This is a genomic window from Oceanivirga miroungae, from assembly GCF_902505095.1.
GTDB lineage: Bacteria > Fusobacteriota > Fusobacteriia > Fusobacteriales > Leptotrichiaceae > Oceanivirga > Oceanivirga miroungae.
This window is the reverse complement of record NZ_CABWIB010000001.1, coordinates 1,271,214-1,291,979: the sequence shown is the minus strand read 5'-3', so window position 1 is coordinate 1,291,979 and position 20,766 is coordinate 1,271,214. Positions and strand designations below refer to the sequence as shown.

Here is a 20,766-nt window from a genome sequence, read left to right as displayed (position 1 = left end):
ATAAATTGAATGAAGAGTTTGATCCTGGCTCAGGATAAACGCTGACAGAATGCTTAACACATGCAAGTCGATGAGCTAAGTAAGCTTGCTTACAAGGCACATGGCGGACGGGTGAGTAACGCGTAAAGAACTTACCCACTAGACTGGGATAACAGAGAGAAATTTCTGATAAAACCGGATAAGTTAGTAGTAGGCATCTACTGCAAATGAAAAAGAGATTACTAGTGGAGAGCTTTGCGTCCTATTAGCTAGTTGGTGGGGTAAAGGCCTACCAAGGCGATGATAGGTAGCCGGCCTGAGAGGGTGAACGGCCACAAGGGGACTGAGATACGGCCCTTACTCCTACGGGAGGCAGCAGTGGGGAATATTGGACAATGGAGGTAACTCTGATCCAGCAATTCTGTGTGTGCGATGACGGTCTTCGGATTGTAAAGCACTTTTAGTTGGGAAGAAAAAAATGACGGTACCAACAGAAGAAGCGACGGCTAAATACGTGCCAGCAGCCGCGGTAATACGTATGTCGCTAGCGTTATCCGGAATTATTGGGCTTAAAGGGCATCTAGGCGGCAAAACAAGTTGAAGGTGAAAAGCTGTGGCTCAACCATAGTCTTGCCTACAAAACTGTAATGCTAGAGTACTGGAAAGGTGGGTGGAACTACACGAGTAGAGGTGAAATTCGTAGATATGTGTAGGAATGCCGATGATGAAGATAACTCACTGGACAGAAACTGACGCTGAAGTGCGAAAGCTAGGGGAGCAAACAGGATTAGATACCCTGGTAGTCCTAGCTGTAAACGATGATCACTGGGTGTGGGGAGTCAAATCTCTGTGCCGAAGCAAAAGCGATAAGTGATCCGCCTGGGGAGTACGTTCGCAAGAATGAAACTCAAAGGAATTGACGGGGGCCCGCACAAGTGGTGGAGCATGTGGTTTAATTCGACGCTACGCGAGGAACCTTACCAGATCTTGACATCTACGGAAGACAAAGGAGACTTTGTTGTGCCTTATAGGAACCGTAAGACAGGTGGTGCATGGCTGTCGACAGCTCGTGTTGTGAGATGTTGGGTTAAGTCCCGCAACGAGCGAAACCCCTATCATTAGTTGCCATCATTAAGTTGGGGACTCTAATGAAACTGCTAGCGAAGAGCTAGAGGAAGGTGGGGATGACGTCAAGTCATCATGCCCCTTATGATCTGGGCTACACACGTGCTACAATGGGTAGTACAATGAGAAGCAAGATGGCGACATTAAGCAAAACTCAAAAGCTACTCTTAGTTCGGATTGGAGTCTGCAACTCGACTCCATGAAGTTGGAATCACTAGTAATCGTGAATCAGCAATATCACGGTGAATACGTTCTCGGGCCTTGTACACACCGCCCGTCACACCACGAGAGTTGTTTGCACCTGAAGTTACTGGCCTAACTGTAAAGAGGGAAGTACCTAAGGTGTGAATAGTGATTGGGGTGAAGTCGTAACAAGGTATCCGTACCGGAAGGTGCGGATGGATCACCTCCTTTCTAAGGAGAAATGAAAAGACTTCTTATCTTGTTTGCAAATTATCTTTAAATTAAAAAAATAGGACAATGAGAAATGAATAGTAGGTAAAATATTACAACTTTAACAAAAGAGATAGATAGAGTTAAAAAGAGAAAGAGAAAGCTAAATAAGGGCGTACGGAGGATGCCTAGCTAGTAAAAGCCGAAGAAGGACGTGATAAGCTGCGAAAAGCTTAGGGGAGTCGCATATAGACATAGATCCTAAGATATCCGAATGGGAGAACCTGTATATTAGAAGAATATACACGAAAGAGGTAAGCCTGTGAACTGAAACATCTAAGTAACAGGAGGAAAAGAAAGTAAAAACGATTTTCTAAGTAGCGGCGAGCGAACGGGAAAGAGCCTAAACCATAGTAGTGCCAAGAGGGTATCGTTGCTATTATGGGGTAGAGGGTATATATTAGTCAATTACCATAAGACAGTATGAGTATACTACGAAGCAGAACATAACTGGAAAGTTAGACCAAAGAAGGTGATAGTCCTGTAGGGCGTAAATAGTATATGAGTATATATATAACCCGAGTAGCATCAAGCACGAGGAATTTGGTGTGAATCAGTGTGGACCATATCACATAAGGCTAAATACTTTTACTAAGCGATAGTGGAGAGTACCGTGAGGGAAAGGTGAAAAGAACCCTGAGTAAGGGAGTGAAATAGAATTTGAAACCGTACGCTTACAAGCGGTAGGAGCCCTAAGGGGTGACTGCGTGGATTTTGGTTAATCATCCTGCGAGTTATGATATATGGCGAGGTTAAGTAAAGCGGAGCCGAAGGGAAACCGAGTCTTAAAAGGGCGATAGTCGTATGTTATAGACGCGAAACCTAGTGATCTATGCCTGACCAAGTTGAAGCAAAGGTAAGACTTTGTGGAGGACTGAACTCACCGCCGTTGAAATGATGGGAGATGAGTTAGGTATAGGGGTGAAAAGCCAATCGAACTAGGAGATAGCTCGTTCTCTCCGAAATGCATTTAGGTGCAGCCTTAATAGAAGATATGTGGGGGTAGAGCACTGTTTGACCTAGCGGGCGTATAGCTTAGTGAAGTCATGCAAACTACGAATACCATATATTAATAATTAGGAGTGAGACTATGGATGATAAGGTCCATGGTCGAGAGGGGAAAAGCCCAGACCAACAGCTAAGGTCCCAAATTATGTCTAAGTGGGAAAGGAGGTGGATATTCAGAAACAACCAGGAGGTTGGCTTAGAAGCAGCCATACCTTGAAAGAGTGCGTAACAGCTCACTGGTCGAGAGTATCTGCGCCGAAGATTTAACGGGGCTAAGACATAAACCGAAGCTTTGGAACATATGTAAATATGTTGGTAGGAGAGCGTTCTGTAAGCTGTAGAAGGAGAGTTGAAAGACGATCTGGAGGTATCAGAAGTGAGAATGCAGGAATGAGTAGCGAGAAAGTATGTGAGAATCATACTGGCCGGAAGTCCAAGGATTCCACGGCAATGTTTGTCAGCCGTGGGGGAGTCGGGACCTAAGTGAAGACAGGGATGTCATAGCGAATGGAAAATAGGTTAATATTCCTATACCACTAAATCAACGATTGAAGGGATGGAGTGACGCAGGAAGGTATGTGAGATAACTGACGGAATAGTTATTCTAAGCCAATAGCGTGATTATATAGGCAAATCCGTATAATTAAACGTGAAAGGTGATGGGTAAGCACAATAAGTGTAAGTCACAGATCCTACACTGCCGAGAAAAACTTCTACTGAGGAGATTAAGTGCCCGTACCGTAAACCGACACAGGTGGACAGGGTGAGAAACCTAAGGCCGACAGGATAACTCTAGCTAAGGAACTCTGCAAAATAGCCCCGTAACTTCGGGAGAAGGGGTGCCTATGGTAAGTGAGAAGATAAGTACTTCGAAGCTGAGATAGGCCGCAGTGAAGAGTCCCAAGCAACTGTTTACCAAAAACACAGGTCTATGCTAAGCCGGAAGGCGACGTATATGGGCTGACACCTGCCCAGTGCCGGAAGGTTAAGAGGAGGATTGAGAGATTCGAATTGAAGCCCCGGTGAACGGCGGCCGTAACTATAACGGTCCTAAGGTAGCGAAATTCCTTGTCAGGTAAGTTCTGACCTGCACGAATGGTGCAATGATTTGGGAGCTGTCTTGGCTGGAGACCTGGTGAAGTTGTAATAGCGGTGAAGATACCGCTTACCTGCAGTAGGACGGAAAGACCCCGTGGAGCTTTACTGTAGTTTGGCATTGGGTTTTGGCAATGTGTGTATAGGATAGTTGGGAGACTAAGAAGTAATTACGCTAGTAAATATGGAGTCAATGTTGGAATACCAACCATATATTGTTGAAATTCTAATCAATAAAATGAGACAGTGCTAGATGGGCAGTTTGACTGGGGCGGTCACCTCCAAAAGAGTAACGGAGGTGTTCAAAGGTTCCCTCAGGTTGGATGGAAATCAACCAAAGAGTGTAAAGGCAAAAGGGAGCTTGACTGCGAGATTGACGGATCGAGCAGGTACGAAAGTAGGACTTAGTGATCCGGTGGTACTGAATGGAAAGGCCATCGCTCAACGGATAAAAGCTACCCCGGGGATAACAGGCTGATACTTCCCAAGAGTCCATATCGACGGAAGTGTTTGGCACCTCGATGTCGGCTCGTCTCATCCTGGGGCTGGAGAAGGTCCCAAGGGTTGGGCTGTTCGCCCATTAAAGAGGCACGCGAGCTGGGTTCAGAACGTCGTGAGACAGTTCGGTCCCTATCCACTGCAGGCGTAGAATATTGAGAAGATCTGTCCTTAGTACGAGAGGACCGGGATGGACAAACCGCTGATGTATCTGTTGTCACGCCAGTGGCATGGCAGAGTAGTCACGTTTGGAACGGATAATCGCTGAAAGCATCTAAGTGAGAAGCCGACTTCAAGATAAGTATTCAAAGATACCTTCGAGACTAGGAGGAGATAGGCTAGGGGTGTAAGTGTAGTAATACATTTAGCTGACTAGTACTAATATATCGAAAGCTTTACTACTGTAATATTTTACTACTACTATTTATTTCTAATTGTCCTAGAACAATAAATTTGGTGATAATAGCCACGTGGATACACCTAGTAACATATCGAACCTAGCAGTTAAGCACGTGTACGCCGAAGATACTTCGTAAGCGGGAAAATAGGTAGTTGCCAAATTAAAAAGTCGGTGTGTAGCGCAGTTAGGTAGCGCACTTGTCTTGGGAACAAGGGGTCGTAGGTTCAAATCCTGTCACACCGACCATTTTTTGAAAAGAGAAAAAAGAGTTGCGGGAATAACTCAGTTGGTAGAGTGTCAGCCTTCCAAGCTGAATGTCGCGAGTTCGACCCTCGTTTCCCGCTCCAATGGTGATCGTAGTTCAGCAGGTAGAGCGCCAGATTGTGGTTCTGGTTGTCGCGAGTTCAAGTCTCGTCGATCACCCCATAAATGCACGGGTGGCGAAATTGGCATACGCACTAGACTTAGGATCTAGCGTCTTTGACATGAGGGTTCAAGTCCCTCCTCGTGCACCAGTAAAGACTTAGGTCTTTTTTTTTTGCTAATTGACATAAATATAAAAAAAAGTTACACTAAGTGTGTAAAAGGGGGCTAAAATGAAAAATATAGCTATAACAACAGGAGGAACAGGGGGCCATATATATCCAGCCTTAGCGCTTTTAGAAGAGTTAAGAAAAAAAGGATATAACGTAATATTTATAGGAACAGAACATAGAATGGAAAAAGATTTAGTTCCGAGTAAAAATTATAAGTTTTATGGACTTGATATATTACCTCTAAATAAAGTGAAAAATATATTTAAAATGCTAAAAGCAGTTTATAAATCTAGAAAAATATTAAAAGAAAATAATATAGATACAGTAATAGGTTTTGGTAACTATATTTCAATACCTACAGTATTAGCAGCAAGATTACTAAAACTTAATATATATATTCAAGAACAAAATATTTTAATGGGTTCAGCCAATAAATTTTTAAAAAGATTTGCTAAAAAAGTATTTTTAGCTTTTGATGAGTCATTAAAGTATATAAAGGATAAAAATAAGGATAAGTATATTGTAACTGGAAATCCATTAAGAGAAGAATTTTATAATATTTCAAAAGAAAAAGCCAGAGAAAAATTAGGAATTGATGTTAATAAAAAAGTTGTATTAGTTGTTGGTGGAAGTTTAGGTGCAAAAAATATTAATGATGCAATGATATACTTAAGTGAAGAAATAGATAAAAAAAATGATGTATTAATATATTGGGCTACAGGTAAAAAACTATATACCGATGTACTAACAAGAGTAAGATATCAGGATAATTTAGTATTAAAAGATTACTTTGATAATGTATATGAAATAATGGCTGCAGCTGATATACTGGTATCAAGAGCAGGAGCCTCTACAATTTCTGAAATAATAGAGCTTAGAAAGCCTTCAATTTTAATACCTTATGATTTTGTCGGCCAATCAGAAAACGCATTAATGTTAGAGTATATAAATGCAAGTAAGGTTTATACAAATGAAAAAGCAAAAAACGCAATAAACGAGGCAATAAATCTTACATATAAAGAGTCAGTTTTAAAATTTATGATAGAAAATTTAGATAAGATATATACAGGGAATGCTGTTTTAAATATTATAAAGGAAATGAAAGAAGAAGAAAATGAAAAATAAGAAGGTATATTTTAGTGGTATAAATGGAATTGGTATGAGTGGTATTGCTAAAATATTAAAGTTACAAGGCTATGATGTTAGTGGTTCTGACTTATCATATACAAATATGACTAAAAGTTTAGAAGATATAGGGATAAAGGTGAATATATCTCAAGTAGAAGAAAATATTAAAGATTTTAATCCGGATATTTATGTATACTCAACAGCTATTAAAAAAAATAATAAAGAGTATATTTATGCGATAAACAATGTATCTGACATTAGAAGAAGAGGAAAAATGTTAGCTGATATTTTCAATAAATTTAATTGCAAAATAGCAGTAGCAGGAACACATGGAAAAACTACTACATCTTCCATGATATCAACATCTTTACTAAAAAAAGATCCTTATGTGGTTGTAGGTGGTATAGTACCAGGTATAAACTCAAATAGTAGAGTAGGAAATTCTGATTTATTTATAGTAGAAGCTGATGAAAGCGATAATTCTTTTTTAGAATTATACCCTAATTATTCTGTTATAACTAACATAGAAAGTGATCACTTGGAACATCATGGTAATTTAGAAAATATTAAAAACTCATTTATTCAGTTTATATCTCAAACTGATAAAAAAATCATACTATCTTCTGATTGTGAAAATATTAAAAGTTTAGATTTATCTAAGTATGAAGATAGAATAGTTAGATATAGCATAAATAAAGAAAGTGATATTTATGCAAAAAATATCAGAGTAGAAAATGGATTAACTAAATATGAAGTTATTTTAAATTATAAAAGTATAGGTGAATTTATGTTAAAAGTGCCAGGACTTCATAATGTATCAAATTCATTAGCAGCTATATATATTGCAAATGAATTAGGTGTTAGTATAGAGGATATTAAAAAAAGTTTATTAGAATTTACTGGTGCTAAAAGAAGATACCAGCTTATATATGATAATGATATAAAGATAATAGATGATTACGCTCATCATCCAACAGAAATAAATGCGACAATTAAAGCAGCTAGAAGTATAGAAAAAGGGAAGATTATTGCAGTATTTGAGCCACATCGATATACAAGAACAAGCTTTTTTATGGATGAGTTTGCAAAGGCTTTAGTTGAAGCCAATGAAGTAATATTACTTCCAATATATGCAGCAAGTGAGGAAAATACAGAAAATATTAGTTCATTTGATTTAAAAGAAAAAATAAAGTTATTAGATAATAATAAAAAAGTAGAAGTAGTTTTACCAGATATTTTAATTGAAAAGATGTGTTGTGAAAGTAAAAAAGATGAAGTATATCTATTTATGGGAGCAGGACTTATTTCAAAATTAGCATATACAATATCTGATAAATTGAAAGGTTAAAAATGAAAATAGAAAAAGATATTTGCATGAAACCATTTTCTAATATGAAAATAGGTGGTATTGCAAAAGAACTAATATACATAGAAAATGAAGAAGAGCTATATAAGGTTTTTGAAATGGTAGATAAGTATTATTTACTTGGGAATGGAACTAATACTTTAATAAATGATACAAAGCTAGATATTTCTTTTATTTCTCTAAAAAAATTAAATAAGATCGAAAAAAAAGAAGATAAATATATTTATGTTGAATCAGGCGTAGATTTAACAGAATTTACAGAATTTATGAAAAAAAATAATCTAGGGGGCTTAGAAAATATCACAGGAATTCCAGGAAGTATTGGTGGGCTTATTAATATGAATGCAGGGGCTTACGGAACAACAATATTTGATAAGGTAGAAAAGGTTAGATTATTTAGAAAAGATTTGGGTATAGTTGAAATTTCAAAAGAGGAACTAGGATTAAGATATAGATCAACATTAATAAAAGATAATAGGTGGATAGTTATTGGAGCATATTTTAGATTAGACGAAGGTTTTGATGAAGAAAAATCTAATGACAAAATAGAAAAAAGAAAAAATAATCATCCACTAGAATATCCTAACTTGGGTTCAACTTTTAAAAATCCTGAAAATGATTTTGCAGCTAGATTAATAAGTGAAGCTAGTTTAAAAGGGTATAGAATAGGAGATATAGAAGTATCTGAAAAACACCCTAATTTTTTAGTGAATAAAGGAAATGCAAAATTTTGTGATGTTATGAAGCTAATAGAACATGTAAAAAAAGTTATAAAAAATAAATATGATATAGAATTAGAATTAGAGCTAATAATTATAGGAGATGATGGTAAATGTTTCAACTATTAGCTATCTTTTTTATAGGCTTTGTTTTAGTTTTATCAGTAATATTATCACTTCCATATGAGGTTCATTTAGTACTAGCTTTAATATCGTTACTTTGGTTTAAAAATCCACTTTTTGCTATAATATTTTTTGTAATAGCATTTATTAGATATAACAATAGAAAAAGTAGTAATTTTGAATTTAATTTTAGAACAAATAGAAGAATAAATGAAGAAGAATTTTATGAGTTTTTTAATAATACTCATAATGAATACAATTCTTATTCTAATTTTAATCAAAATATATATAAAGAAGATGAATACGAAAAAGCATGTAACGAACTAGGTATGGATAAATCAATGTCATATGATGAGAAAAAGAAAATATATAAAAAGTTATTGCTTAAATATCACCCGGATATAAATAAAACGACTGAAGCATTAGAAATGAGTCAAAAGATAAATAAGTATTGGGATATAATAGAAAAGTATGAGAAAAGTAATTAGAAATTGAGGAGAAAATGAATAGAAAAAAAACGTTTTTATTAATCATTTCAATTTTATCTATCGTCCTTTTTATTCTCTATTTATCAGAATCATCACTTTTTTACTTAACAAAAATAGAAATTTACGGAAATAATGAAATAGTTAAAGAAGATATTATAGAAAAAATTGAAAAGTTTAAAAATGAACCAATAGCATATGTAAATAGCAGTATGCTAGAATCAAGTATACTAAAAGATGCAAGGGTACAGGATGTAGATGTTAGAAAAAAATATCCAAGTACACTAATAGTTACAATAAATGAAAGAAAGCCATCTGCATTTATAAATCTAGGGAAACTTTATCTTATCGATAATAACCTTAATGTTTTTGCATATTTTAGTGAGACAATTAGTAAAGATTATGTAATAGTAGATAGCCCAATAGATGATATAGATAGAAAAAACCTATCTAAAATACTAAAGGTTTTAGAAAAGAGTAAACTATATGAATTATCATCAGAATTAAAAAGATACGAAAAATATTATCAAATAATATTAAAAGATGGGGTTAGAGTATATTTAGATCAAAAAATAAGTGAAAAAAAATTAAATAATGCATATATAATGTACGAAAAAGAAACTAAAGATAAAAATATAGAATACATTGATTTAAGATTTAATTCAAAAATTATTATAAAATAGACAAGAATAAGAAAAATATGGTATAATATTTAGAAAAGTAATAATAAAATAAGGGTATAAATAAAGAGGTGAAATTAATGGAAGGTCAAGAGTTTAAAACAAAGGGAACTAAAATTAAAATAATAGGTGTAGGTGGAGCTGGAGGAAATGTAATAAATGATTTAATTTCTTCTGGAATAGAAGATGTAGAATACACAGCAATTAATACAGACGAACAAGATTTAAAAAAATCACTTGCAGAAGAAAAAATTTCAATAGGGCATTTAGGAGCAGGAGCTAATCCTGAAGTTGCAAGAAATGCAGCTGAAGAGAAAAAAAGACAATTAGAAGACGTTGTCAAAGACCATGATATGATTTTTATAACTGCAGGAATGGGTGGAGGAACAGGAACAGGAGCTTCTCCTATTATAGCTAGAGCTGCAAAAGATGAAAATATTTTGACTGTAGCCATAGTTACAAAACCATTTGACTTTGAAGGTAAAAAAAGAAAAGTAAATGCTGAAAATGGTATATTAGAATTAAAAAAATATGTGGATGTTTTAATTGTAATACCTAATCAAAAATTACTTGATTTCCCTGAAGCAGGTAATTTACCTTATTCAGAACACTTAAAAAAATCTAATGAAATAATTCGTTTTGCCATAAGAGGTATTACTGAATTAATTACTAAACAAGGATTAATTAATCTAGATTTTGCTGATGTTGAAGCAATAATGAAAGAAGCAGGAGTTACTTTATTTGGATTTGGAGAATCTGAAGAAAATGAAACTGTTGAATCATTAGTAGAAAGAACAATAACAAATCCTTTATTAGAAAGAGATATAAAAGGTGCAACTAAGATATTAGTAAATATCACTGCTGGTAAGAATATAACAATGAATCATATTCAAGAAATTCTAGATATTATAAACTTAAAAGCAAGTGGAAAAGAAGATGGAGTAGATAATTTAATATACGGTATGATAGACGAGCCTGATAGAACAAATGTTTTATTAACAGTTATAGCTACTGGATTTAATGATAAACAAGGTTTAACTACAGAAACATATGACGGAAGAGCCTTTGATAACAGTGCAGACGATATTGTCCCAGTATTTTAAGGAAAGAAGGTAGAGATGAATATAGTATTATTTGGACCTCCAGGAGCAGGAAAAGGTACACAAGCAAAAGAGCTTATAAATAAATTTAATATACCTCAAATATCAACTGGAGATATTTTAAGAGAAGCAATAGCAAATGAAACAAAATTAGGTCTTGAAGCAAAAAAATATATGGATGCAGGAAATTTAGTTCCTGATGAAGTTGTTGTTGGATTAGTAGATGAAAGATTGAAAAAAGATGACTGTAAAAATGGATATATTTTAGATGGATTCCCAAGAACAGTTGCACAAGCTGAATTTTTAGATAAGATAACTAATATAGATAAAGTTATTGCATTAGATGTTCCAGCGAGTGAAATAGTTGAAAGAATAACAGGAAGAAGAACTTCTAAAAAAACAGGTAAAATATACCATATAAAATACAATCCGCCTGTAGATGAAAAAGAAGAAGACTTAATTCAAAGAGATGACGATACTGAAGTTGCTGTAATAAAAAGACTTGAAAATTATGAAAAACAAACATTACCTGTATTAGAATTCTATAAGAAACAAAATAAAACAGTTTTAGTAAATGGAACAAGAAAACCTGAAGAAATTACTAAAGAACTTATAGAAATTTTAGGAAAGTAAGATGAAATTAAAAACATTAGACGATATAAAAAAGATTGAAAAAGCAAATAAAATAATAGCTAGAATATTTAGAGATATAATTCCTGAGTATATAAAGGAAGGAATAAGTACTTTAGAATTAGATAAGATATGCGAAGACTATATTTTAAGCCAAGGAGCTAATTGTGCTACTAAAGGTTATGATATAGGTTGGCCATATCCACCTTATCAACATGCAACTTGTATATCTGTAAATGAAGAAGTTGTACATGGAGTACCTAGAAAAGATAAAATCTTAAAAGAAGGAGATATAGTAAGTCTTGATATAGTCACAGAATTAGATGGCTTTTATGGAGATGCAGCATATACTTTCCCAGTTGGTAGAATAGATGAAAGATCTAAAAAACTAATTGATGTAACAAGAAAATCAAGAGATTTAGGTATAGAACAAGCTATAGCAGGAAATAGATTAGGTGATATTGGTTATGCTGTTCAATCGTATGCAGAAAAAAATGGATTTTCTGTGGTTAGAGACTTTACAGGTCATGGAGTAGGATTTGAAATACATGAAGATCCTTATGTTATGAATTATGGTAAAAAAAATACAGGAATGCTTATTGAAAATGGATTGGTAATAGCAATAGAACCTATGTTAAATATGGGTACACACAAAGTAAAAATTTCAAAAGATGGTTGGACAGTTAAAACTATAGACAGAAAAAGATCTGCTCACTTTGAACATAGTGTAGCAATAATAGATGGGAAGCCTATAATTTTATCAGAATTGTAATTTGTTTGACAAGGACACAAAGATTGTGATATTATAGGTATAGCGCATATTTAGGGTATAGCTAAACCTTTAAGTAGCGAAATGAAGTATTATGGAGGTGAACATAAGATGTTTGCAGTAATAAAAACTGGTGGAAAACAATATAAAGTAGAAGTTGGAACAGTATTAAAAGTTGAAAAATTAGCTGCTGAAGTAAATTCAGATGTTGAAATAAATGAAGTATTAATGTTAGATGGTAAAATAGGAACACCATCAATAAAAGGTGCAAAAGTTATAGCAACAGTAAGAGAACACGGTAAATTAAAAAAGGTTATCAACTTTAAATATAACAAAAAGACATACTATAGAAAAAAAGGTCATAGACAACAATATACTTTAATTGAAATTAAAGAAATCAAAGGATAAAAATGATTAATGTGCTTTTTAAAAGAAATAAAGAACATATATTGTATTTTGAAATAAAAGGACATAGTAATTTATCTTTTTATGGGACAGATATTGTATGTGCGGCAGTGTCATCTATCAGTGTTATGACAATAAATGGCATATTAGAATATTTAAAATATGATTTGCCATACAAGCAAGATGACGGATATATAGAATTTAGTGTGGAAGATAATAGGGATGAAAAAGTTCAAACCTTATTACACTCAATGTATCTATATTTAGATGAACTAAGTAGACAATATCCAAAAAATTTAAAATTAAAAGTAATGGAGGTATGAAAAAATGTTATTAAAGTTAAACCTACAAATATTTGCCTCAAAAAAAGGACAAGGGTCTACAAGAAATGGTAGAGATTCAAATCCTAAATATTTAGGGGTAAAGAAATATGACGGTGAAATAGTAAAAGCTGGGAATATAATAGTTAGACAAAGAGGAACTAAATTCCATCCAGGAACTAATATGGGCTTAGGAAAAGACTATACTTTATTTGCATTAACAGATGGTTATGTTAAATTCGAATCATTTGGTAAAGGTAAAAAAAGAGTAAGCATATATAAGGAAAAATAAAAATACGGGCCATGTCCCGTTTTTTATTTTAAAAGAGGTATTATGACTAAAAAAGAAAAAATGTTATTTGTTATCAATAATTTTGAAAAAAGGTTTCCTGATGCTAAAATATCATTAGACTATAATACAGAATATCAACTAATGGTAGCAGTAGTATTATCTGCTCAATGTACAGATAAAAGAGTGAATATTATAACAAAAAAATTATTTGAAGTTGTAAAAGATCCAATTGATATACATAATATGGATATAAAAGTGTTAGAAGAATATATAAAAAGTGCTGGATTTTACCATAGTAAAGCCAAAAATTTAAAACTAGGAGCAAAGACATTAGTGGAAGACTACAATGGCATATTGCCGCAAGATATAGAAAAATTAACATCTTTAGGTGGAGTAGGTAGAAAAACAGCCAATGTATTATTACATGAATTATGGAATATAGATGAGGGGATAGTTGTAGATACACATGTGAAAAAACTATCTAACTTATTAGGGTTTTCAAAATCTACAAATCCAATAATTATAGAAAGAGATTTAATGAAATTAGTGCCAAAAAAATACTGGGGTATAATATCACATTATATGATATTACATGGAAGGCTTCGTTGTATTAGTAAAAAATTAGAATGCGATGTCTGCGACCTTATAAGGGAGAAAAAATGAGAAAGTTTTTAAGTATATTACTTTTTATAAGTTTACCATTAATTACATTACCTTATTATACAGCTTATGCAGGGCTTGAAAATGGTGATGTTGTTTTATCTAAAAGAGCTGATAAAAAAAGAGCAGTAGCCTCTTTAGCTAAACTTATGACTGCGATAGTAGTATTAGATGCAGTTGATAAAAAAGAAATTACATTAAATGATTTAGTTAGAATAAATGAATCGGTAAATGTTGGAGAAAGTTCTGTTCCATTAAATGGTGGCGATAGAATATCTGTTTATGATTTGCTTGCATCAACTCTAATATACTCTGCTAATAATTCAGCAACAGCGCTTGCTATTTATGTATCGGGTGATGTTAGAAGTTTTGTTAAAAGAATGAATGAAAAAGCAAAAGAATTTGGTATGAAAGATACCATGTATTATACACCAACAGGGCTTCCTACAAGTAATACCCATAAAAGATTAGATACATCCACTGCAAAAGATCAGTATATTTTAGCAAAAAAGGCACTAGAAGATAAGAGAATAATAACTATTACAAACCAAAAATATGTTAATATTAAGGGTAGATATTATAAATCAAGAAACCAAATTCTAGGTAAAAATGGGAACTTTGGTTTAAAAACAGGATTTCATTTAAGTGCTGGTTTTAATATGATAGGAACTTATAAAATAAATAATATGGATTTAATCGTTGTTACTATGGGAGATTTAAGTTTAAAAGCAAGATTTGATTCTCAACTTAAAATAAGTGGTAATTATAAGAAAATGATGAAAAAAATTCATGATAAAGAAAGTATTTTTAGTACTATTCCTGTTAAGGAATCAAAGGAAAAAAATATAAATACGCAATTAGAAAAAGATTTTTATTATCACAAATCAAATATAAAAGAAGAAGTAGAAATGAAAGACTTAAAAGGTGCTATAAAAAAAGGAGATAAAGTAGGAGTTTTAAAAATATATAATGAGAATAAAAAATTAATAACTACTATAAATATTTTAGCAATGACAGGTGCAACAAATTTATCACCATGGGATAAAATAAAGGGTTTATTCTAAAATATTATTTGACAAGCACAAAGAAAATATGTTAATATATTATTTGTCAAAGGGCAGATGTCCGAACTGGCTAAGGAACCGGTCTTGAAAACCGGCGAAGGTGTAACAGCCGTCTGGGTTCGAATCCCAGTCTGCCCGCCAGTTGGAGAAGTGTTAGAGTGGCCGAATATGCTCCCCTGCTAAGGGAGTGTCCGGGTAATACCGGACCGAGGGTTCAAATCCCTCCTTCTCCGCCATTTTTTTTATTATATATGTGCTTCTAGCTCAATGGATTAGAGCGCCTGACTACGGATCAGGAGGTTACGAGTTCGACTCTTGTGAAGCACGCCATTTTTTTTTATTTGACAATTTTAAAAATAAGGATAAAATGTAGTATAACCTACAAAAGTGATAGATGAAAAGAGCTTGTCTCTTTTTTTTGTTATTTACAAAAATAATAATTTTGGGTATAATATAATTGAAAAATTTAAAGGGAATTTTTAAAATACTTTTAATATTTTATTTATTTTTATTGGAGGAAATTATGAAGAAAAAAATGTTATTAACAGGGTTTTTAGCATCAATTATGCTTGTGTCTTGTGGTAGTGGTAATGAAACAGTAGCTACTAATGATAAAAATGTTGACACAATTAAAATTCAATTTGTGCCATCAAGAGATCCAGGTGAAATTATCACAGCAACAAAACCATTAGAAGGCTTATTAAAACAAGAATTATCTAAAAAAGGTTTTGAAGTAGATAAAATTGAAGTTTCTGTTGGAACTACATATGAAGCAGTAGGAGAAGCTTTATCAGCAGGATCAGTTGATTTAGGACTAATACCAGGAGGAACTTTAGTTACATATAAAGACGGGGCAGAAGTATTATTAACAGCTACAAGAAATGGAGTTTCAGTTGAATCTGAAAAAGCAATTGATTGGAATAAAAATAAACCTACAACTGATGTAGAAGAACAAGTAACATTTTATAGAGGATTAATATTAGCAGGACCATCTAAAAAAGGTAGAGAACTTGCAAAAAAAGTTAATGCAGGAGAAAAATTAACTTGGGAAGATTTAAACTCAGCAAAATGGGGAGTTAGAGGAGTAACATCATCTTCAGGGTATATTTATCCATACATATGGTTACAAGATAACTATGGAAAAAATATAACAAACTTAGATTCAGTAGTTGAACAAGCCAACTATGGGGCAGCATTTGCTGCATTAGCATCAGATACAGTTGACGTTATAACTATATATGCTGATGCAAGAAAAGATTATGGAAAATTATGGACAAGCCAATTTGGTAGAAAAGAAGATATTTTTAGCGAAACTAATGTAATAGGTGTTACAGATAGAATATATAATGATACAGTATCAGTATCAACTAATTCTGAAACAATAAATTCTCATAAAGGATTAAAAGAAGCATTAGCAGACTCATTCATAGAAATGGCTAAAACAGATGAAGGTAAAAAGGTAATAAAAATATATAGCCATAAGGGATATAAGAAAGCTAAAATGTCAGATTACGATAAAGAAGAACAAGCACAAAACGTTTTAAAAGAATTGAAACCAAGAAATTAAATAAATAGATGGCTAGCTTGATGCTAGCCATTTTTAAGGGGTAAGAATGATTAAATTTGAAAAAGTAGATAAGGTATATAAAAATGGATATAAAGCATTAACGGATATTAACCTTGAAATAAAAGAGGGAGAATTTGTAGCTATTATAGGAAGAAGTGGAGCAGGGAAGTCAACTTTAATTAGAACAATAAATAAAATGATAGATATTAATTCAGGAAGCCTTTTAGTTGAAGGTGTTGATGTGAGTAAGTTAACAGGAAAAAAATTAAGAAAATTTAGAAGAAATATAGGTATGATATTTCAACAATTTAATTTAGTAAATAGAATGAGCGTTATAAATAATGTATTAGCTGGATTTGTACCAGATTTAAATATATTCCAATCAACATTAGGGCTGTATCCTAAAAAATATAAACTAAAAGCACTAGAAGCATTACAAGAAGTTGATATATTAGAGCAAGCATATAGTAGAGCTGATCAGTTAAGTGGAGGACAAAAACAAAGAGTAGCATTAGCTAGAACAATAGCACAAGATCCTAAGATAATATTAGCTGATGAACCAACAGCTAGTTTAGACCCAGTTACTTCAAGACAAGTTATGGAATATTTAAAAAAGATAAATAAGGAAAATAATATAGCAATTTTATTAAATATACATGAAATAGATTTAGGGCTTGAATATGCAGAGCGTTGCATAGGTATAAAAGATGGAATTGTAGTATATGATGGTCCATCAAGTGAAGTTAATAGTGAAGTATTAGAACTTATATATGGCGATGCATATAATAAGGGGGAATAATGGATATTTTTGATAAAATTTTCCCTCCAAAAGAATATACATTGGCAAATGGGAAAAAAGTATATGAAAAAAAATCAAAAGCTATAGTTATTATACCTATTATATTAGTACTATGGATTTTAGCTATAAGAGTAGTAGATTTAAAATGGTTAATGTTTTTTAACAGATTAGATAAATTATGGGATATATTATCTAGAATATTTAATCCTAATTTAGAATATATTCCAGCTGTAATTGGACCAATAATTGAAACAATAAAAATGAGTTTATTAGGGTCATTTTTAGGAGCATTTGTATCATTACCATTTGCATATCTAGCAGCAACTAATATGAATAGAAATGTAATAATAAGTAGCTTTATAAAACTAATATTTTCAATTTTAAGAACAATACCAACATTAATTAATGCGTTGATTGCAACTTTCATATTTGGTATAGGATCAGTTGCGGGAATTATTGCGATTTTCATATTTTCTTTTTCTTATGTAGGAAAACTTACATATGAACAAATTGAAAATGCAGATATGGGAGCATATGAAGCACTGCAGTCTATGGGAGCAACTAACTTTGTATCATTTATTAAAACAATAATACCACAAATACTACCTACATTTTTAACAACAGCTTTATATAACTTTGAGGGAAATATTAGATATGCTTCAATTTTAGGATATGTTGGAGCAGGAGGAGTTGGAGTTTTAATTAAACATAATATAGGATTTAGATCTTATGAAAATTTAGGAACAATTTTAATTTGTGTTTTTGTTACAGTTTTAATAATAGAAAATTTAAGTATATATTTTAGAAAGAAACTTAGTTAGGGGGATAAAATGAATAAAGATGAAAAAATAATAAAAAAATTAGAAAATGAACCTAGCTATAAGATAAAAATGTTAATAAATTTTGTTATTGTTGTAGCATTAATATTTTGGTCAACAACAGGACTTAGAACTACAGGGTTTAATTCAAGAGGAATTACTATAGTATCTGGTATATTTAAAGGATTTATAAATCCAAATATGGATTTAATAAATTTAACTAAAGAAGGAATCCCTTATCTATTATTAGAAACAATGGCAATAGCTTTTGTAGGTACAGTTGTAGGGTCAATACTAGCACTGCCTTTTGGGTTTTTAACTTCCTTAAATATAGTTCCAAGTTTTATTGCGTATATAATAAGGGTATTTTTAGTAATGGTAAGAACAATACCCACTATAGTATACGGGTTAATATTTATTAGAATTGTAGGTCCAGGTCCATTTGCAGGAGCACTAACAATGGCTGTAACATCAGTTGGAATGATGAGTAAGCTATTTTCTGAATCTATAATGGATATAGATAAAGATATACTAGAAGCACTAGATGCTATGGGACTTAATACTTTTGAAAAAATTTGGCATGGAATACTTCCACAATTATCAGCAATATTTTTATCAACTGTTATATACAGATTTGATATAAATTTAAGAGATGCAACAATACTTGGTTTAGTTGGTGCAGGTGGTATAGGAGCTCCTTTAATATTCTCAATAAATGGATTTAAATGGAATGAAGCAGGATCTATATTACTTTGTCTAATAGTACTAATATTACTTATTGAGTACTTCTCAACAAAACTTAGAAATAGATTAGTTAAAGGATATTAAAATGAAAATATATTTTACATCAGATACACATGGACATTATTTCCCAACTGATTATATGGATAAAGAAAAAAAAGCAGTAGGACTTTTAGCTATGGAGCATGGTAGACTAAAAGATGAAAATACTTTATTAATGGATGCAGGAGATACCTTACAAGGAAGTCCTTTTGCATATTATAGACAACTAGATAATGATTCAAAAACTGCAGGAATAATTGCAAGTAAATTGTCATATGATTATATAACTTTGGGAAACCATGATTTTAATTATGGATATGATTATCTTAAAAATTATGTAAATAATTTTTCAGGTAAGGTTATTTGTTCTAACCTAGAAGATTTAAGAGGTGAACTTAAAAATGTTTATCCATACTACATTACAGAAGTAGAAGGTAAAAAAATAGGAATAGTTGGAGCAGTTACAGACTGGGTTAATGTCTGGGAACAAGAAAAAAATAAAGAAGGTTATAGAATAAATAAGGTATTAGAATCTGTAAAAAAAGCGTATGAGAATATAAAGGACTGTGATTATAGAATATGTATATATCACGGGGGTATGGAGTTTGATATAAATACATTTGAAACTGTAGAAAAAACAGATGAAAATGTTTCTGGTAAAATGGCTGATATTATGGATTTAGACTTAATTTTAACAGGACACCAACATAGACTAATTCCTTATGTAAAGTATAAAAATACAGTTATGGTTCAACCAGGATCACATGCTAGCAAATATTTGGAATTAGATATAGATTTAGATACAAAAGATGTTAATGTTAAAGTTTGTGATTTTACAAGTGATATTTATGAAGATAAATGGGAAGAAGAGTTAAAATTAGAAAGTGAAACTCAAGAAAAGTTAGATAAAAAGATTACAACTTTAGATAAAAGCTATTTACCAGAAGATAGATTATCTATGGCCATAAATGGATCTAGTTTAGCTGATTTTATAAATCAAATACAACTAGATGCATCAAAAGCAGATGTTTCTGTAGTATCATTTGCTAATGAGATTTCAGGATTTAGTAAAGATGTTACAATGAGAGAGGTTTTAAATACATATAAGTTTTCAAATACTTTAAAGGTGTTTGAGATAGATGTTAAAACTTTAAAAAAAGCAATAGAGCATAATTATGAATTTGTAGTATTTGAAAATGGAGAATTTAAGATAAATGATAGATTTATAAATCCAAAACTAGAGTTGTATAACTTTGATTTTTTTGGTGGAATCACATTTGATATAGATTTAAAATCAAATGATAAAAAAGTATCTAATATTTATTTAAATTCTATAAAATTAGATGACAGTGAAATATTAAAAATTGTAATGAATAGCTATAGAGCAACTGGAATAGCAGGATTTGATATGTATAAGAATTTAAAATTAGTAAAAGAAATAAATACAGAGATGACAGATATAATAATTGAGTATTTAAAAAGAATGGAGAATTAGTATGACTAACTATAAAGAATATTTAGCATTTAATAATGGAGAATTTGGCGCATACCAAGAAAAAATAATGGACAAAATAGAAATAGAACATAGTGATGAGAAAAAAATAAAAGATATAAAGAAGATAGATTTATTAGTTTTTGCTGAACCATTTTGCCCAGATTGTCGTGCATTAGTTGCAGTTCTACAAAAATTTGAAAGTTTAAATGAGAATATTAATATTAAATATGTAACAAGAGAACATAATTACGATTTATTAAAATCATATAGTGATGAAGCTAGAATACCAACTATAGTAATAGATGGTAAGGCAAAATTTGTGGAATTTCCAGTTTCATTTAAGTTAAAATTAGAAGAATCTTTATTTACTAGAATGCAAATTGTACATGACTATAGAATAGGTAAATACAATAAGATGATAGTAGAAAGTTTAATAAATATAATGAAATAAAAAAAGTAGATAAAATCT

At 31.8% G+C, this 20,766-nt stretch carries 19 protein-coding genes, 7 tRNA genes and 3 rRNA genes; all 29 read left to right on the top strand.

Going from position 1 to position 20,766, the window contains the following annotated elements:
* Window positions 1–6 precede the first annotated feature (6 nt).
* Window positions 7–1,518, top strand: a 16S ribosomal RNA gene (locus tag OMES3154_RS06130).
* 136 nt (window positions 1,519–1,654) lie between these two features.
* Window positions 1,655–4,560: ribosomal RNA gene (locus OMES3154_RS06125) — 23S ribosomal RNA — on the top strand.
* A gap of 50 nt (window positions 4,561–4,610) precedes the next feature.
* Window positions 4,611–4,719: ribosomal RNA gene (gene rrf, locus OMES3154_RS06120) — 5S ribosomal RNA — on the top strand.
* The 16S, 23S and 5S rRNA genes sit together here with 4 tRNA genes alongside, the layout of an rRNA operon.
* Window positions 4,720–4,727: 8 nt before the next feature.
* Window positions 4,728–4,804 (top strand) — tRNA-Pro (locus OMES3154_RS06115).
* Between the two features lie 25 nt (window positions 4,805–4,829).
* Window positions 4,830–4,905, top strand: a tRNA-Gly gene (locus tag OMES3154_RS06110).
* 3 nt (window positions 4,906–4,908) lie between these two features.
* A tRNA-His gene (locus OMES3154_RS06105) sits at window positions 4,909–4,984 on the top strand.
* A gap of 5 nt (window positions 4,985–4,989) precedes the next feature.
* Window positions 4,990–5,073: transfer RNA gene (locus OMES3154_RS06100), tRNA-Leu, on the top strand.
* Window positions 5,074–5,154: 81 nt separating this feature from the next.
* Window positions 5,155–6,219: an undecaprenyldiphospho-muramoylpentapeptide beta-N-acetylglucosaminyltransferase gene (gene murG, locus OMES3154_RS06095; RefSeq protein WP_156683891.1), complete on the top strand. Its 1,065-nt coding sequence runs from the start codon at window positions 5,155–5,157 to the stop codon at window positions 6,217–6,219.
* A complete protein-coding gene (gene murC, locus OMES3154_RS06090) occupies window positions 6,209–7,570 on the top strand; it encodes a UDP-N-acetylmuramate--L-alanine ligase (protein WP_156683890.1) in 1,362 nt (453 codons plus the stop codon). Before murG ends, murC begins: the two co-directional genes overlap by 11 nt.
* 2 nt (window positions 7,571–7,572) lie before the next feature.
* The gene (gene murB, locus OMES3154_RS06085; protein WP_156683889.1) at window positions 7,573–8,436 is read left to right on the top strand and encodes a UDP-N-acetylmuramate dehydrogenase; all 864 of its coding nucleotides are present in this window, start codon (window positions 7,573–7,575) and stop codon (window positions 8,434–8,436) included.
* Entirely contained in the window at window positions 8,421–8,918 is a 498-nt protein-coding gene (locus OMES3154_RS06080) for a DnaJ domain-containing protein (RefSeq protein ID WP_156683888.1), read from the top strand. The genes murB and OMES3154_RS06080 overlap by 16 nt, the downstream gene beginning before the upstream one ends.
* 14 nt (window positions 8,919–8,932) lie before the next feature.
* Window positions 8,933–9,598, top strand: coding sequence for a cell division protein FtsQ/DivIB (locus OMES3154_RS06075; protein ID WP_156683887.1), 666 nt, complete (start codon window positions 8,933–8,935; stop codon window positions 9,596–9,598).
* A 77-nt stretch (window positions 9,599–9,675) separates the two neighbouring features.
* Window positions 9,676–10,698 (top strand): cell division protein FtsZ, encoded by a 1,023-nt coding sequence (ftsZ, locus tag OMES3154_RS06070; RefSeq protein WP_156683886.1) that lies wholly within the window; start codon window positions 9,676–9,678, stop codon window positions 10,696–10,698.
* Window positions 10,699–10,713: 15 nt separating this feature from the next.
* The gene (locus OMES3154_RS06065; protein WP_156683885.1) at window positions 10,714–11,328 is read left to right on the top strand and encodes an adenylate kinase; all 615 of its coding nucleotides are present in this window, start codon (window positions 10,714–10,716) and stop codon (window positions 11,326–11,328) included.
* Between the two features lies 1 nt (window position 11,329).
* Complete coding sequence (gene map, locus OMES3154_RS06060) at window positions 11,330–12,097, top strand: type I methionyl aminopeptidase (protein WP_156683884.1); 768 nt, start codon at window positions 11,330–11,332, stop codon at window positions 12,095–12,097.
* A gap of 108 nt (window positions 12,098–12,205) precedes the next feature.
* Window positions 12,206–12,502 carry a 50S ribosomal protein L21 gene (gene rplU, locus OMES3154_RS06055; protein ID WP_156683883.1) on the top strand — a complete coding sequence of 99 codons (297 nt, stop codon included), beginning with the start codon at window positions 12,206–12,208 and terminating at the stop codon, window positions 12,500–12,502.
* A 2-nt stretch (window positions 12,503–12,504) separates the two neighbouring features.
* Complete coding sequence (locus OMES3154_RS06050) at window positions 12,505–12,822, top strand: ribosomal-processing cysteine protease Prp (RefSeq protein WP_156683882.1); 318 nt, start codon at window positions 12,505–12,507, stop codon at window positions 12,820–12,822.
* A 4-nt stretch (window positions 12,823–12,826) separates the two neighbouring features.
* Entirely contained in the window at window positions 12,827–13,111 is a 285-nt protein-coding gene (rpmA, locus tag OMES3154_RS06045; RefSeq protein ID WP_156683881.1) for a 50S ribosomal protein L27, read from the top strand.
* Window positions 13,112–13,153: 42 nt separating this feature from the next.
* Window positions 13,154–13,774 (top strand): endonuclease III, encoded by a 621-nt coding sequence (gene nth, locus OMES3154_RS06040; RefSeq protein WP_156683880.1) that lies wholly within the window; start codon window positions 13,154–13,156, stop codon window positions 13,772–13,774.
* Window positions 13,771–14,835: a D-alanyl-D-alanine carboxypeptidase family protein gene (locus OMES3154_RS06035; protein WP_197271531.1), complete on the top strand. Its 1,065-nt coding sequence runs from the start codon at window positions 13,771–13,773 to the stop codon at window positions 14,833–14,835. The genes nth and OMES3154_RS06035 overlap by 4 nt, the downstream gene beginning before the upstream one ends.
* A 51-nt stretch (window positions 14,836–14,886) precedes the next feature.
* Window positions 14,887–14,976: transfer RNA gene (locus tag OMES3154_RS06030), tRNA-Ser, on the top strand.
* 3 nt (window positions 14,977–14,979) lie between these two features.
* Window positions 14,980–15,071, top strand: a tRNA-Ser gene (locus tag OMES3154_RS06025).
* A gap of 17 nt (window positions 15,072–15,088) precedes the next feature.
* Window positions 15,089–15,165: transfer RNA gene (locus tag OMES3154_RS06020), tRNA-Arg, on the top strand.
* A 193-nt stretch (window positions 15,166–15,358) separates the two neighbouring features.
* A complete protein-coding gene (locus OMES3154_RS06015; protein WP_156683878.1) occupies window positions 15,359–16,402 on the top strand; it encodes a PhnD/SsuA/transferrin family substrate-binding protein in 1,044 nt (347 codons plus the stop codon).
* A gap of 46 nt (window positions 16,403–16,448) precedes the next feature.
* The gene (gene phnC / locus OMES3154_RS06010; RefSeq protein WP_156683877.1) at window positions 16,449–17,201 is read left to right on the top strand and encodes a phosphonate ABC transporter ATP-binding protein; all 753 of its coding nucleotides are present in this window, start codon (window positions 16,449–16,451) and stop codon (window positions 17,199–17,201) included.
* Window positions 17,201–18,022: a phosphonate ABC transporter, permease protein PhnE gene (gene phnE / locus OMES3154_RS06005; protein ID WP_156683876.1), complete on the top strand. Its 822-nt coding sequence runs from the start codon at window positions 17,201–17,203 to the stop codon at window positions 18,020–18,022. Before phnC ends, phnE (OMES3154_RS06005) begins: the two co-directional genes overlap by 1 nt.
* Before the next feature lie 9 nt (window positions 18,023–18,031).
* Entirely contained in the window at window positions 18,032–18,847 is an 816-nt protein-coding gene (gene phnE, locus OMES3154_RS06000) for a phosphonate ABC transporter, permease protein PhnE (protein ID WP_156683875.1), read from the top strand.
* 1 nt (window position 18,848) lies between these two features.
* Window positions 18,849–20,297 (top strand): bifunctional metallophosphatase/5'-nucleotidase, encoded by a 1,449-nt coding sequence (locus tag OMES3154_RS05995; RefSeq protein WP_156683874.1) that lies wholly within the window; start codon window positions 18,849–18,851, stop codon window positions 20,295–20,297.
* Window position 20,298: 1 nt separating this feature from the next.
* Window positions 20,299–20,748, top strand: coding sequence for a thioredoxin family protein (locus tag OMES3154_RS05990; protein WP_156683873.1), 450 nt, complete (start codon window positions 20,299–20,301; stop codon window positions 20,746–20,748).
* Window positions 20,749–20,766: the final 18 nt, after the last annotated feature.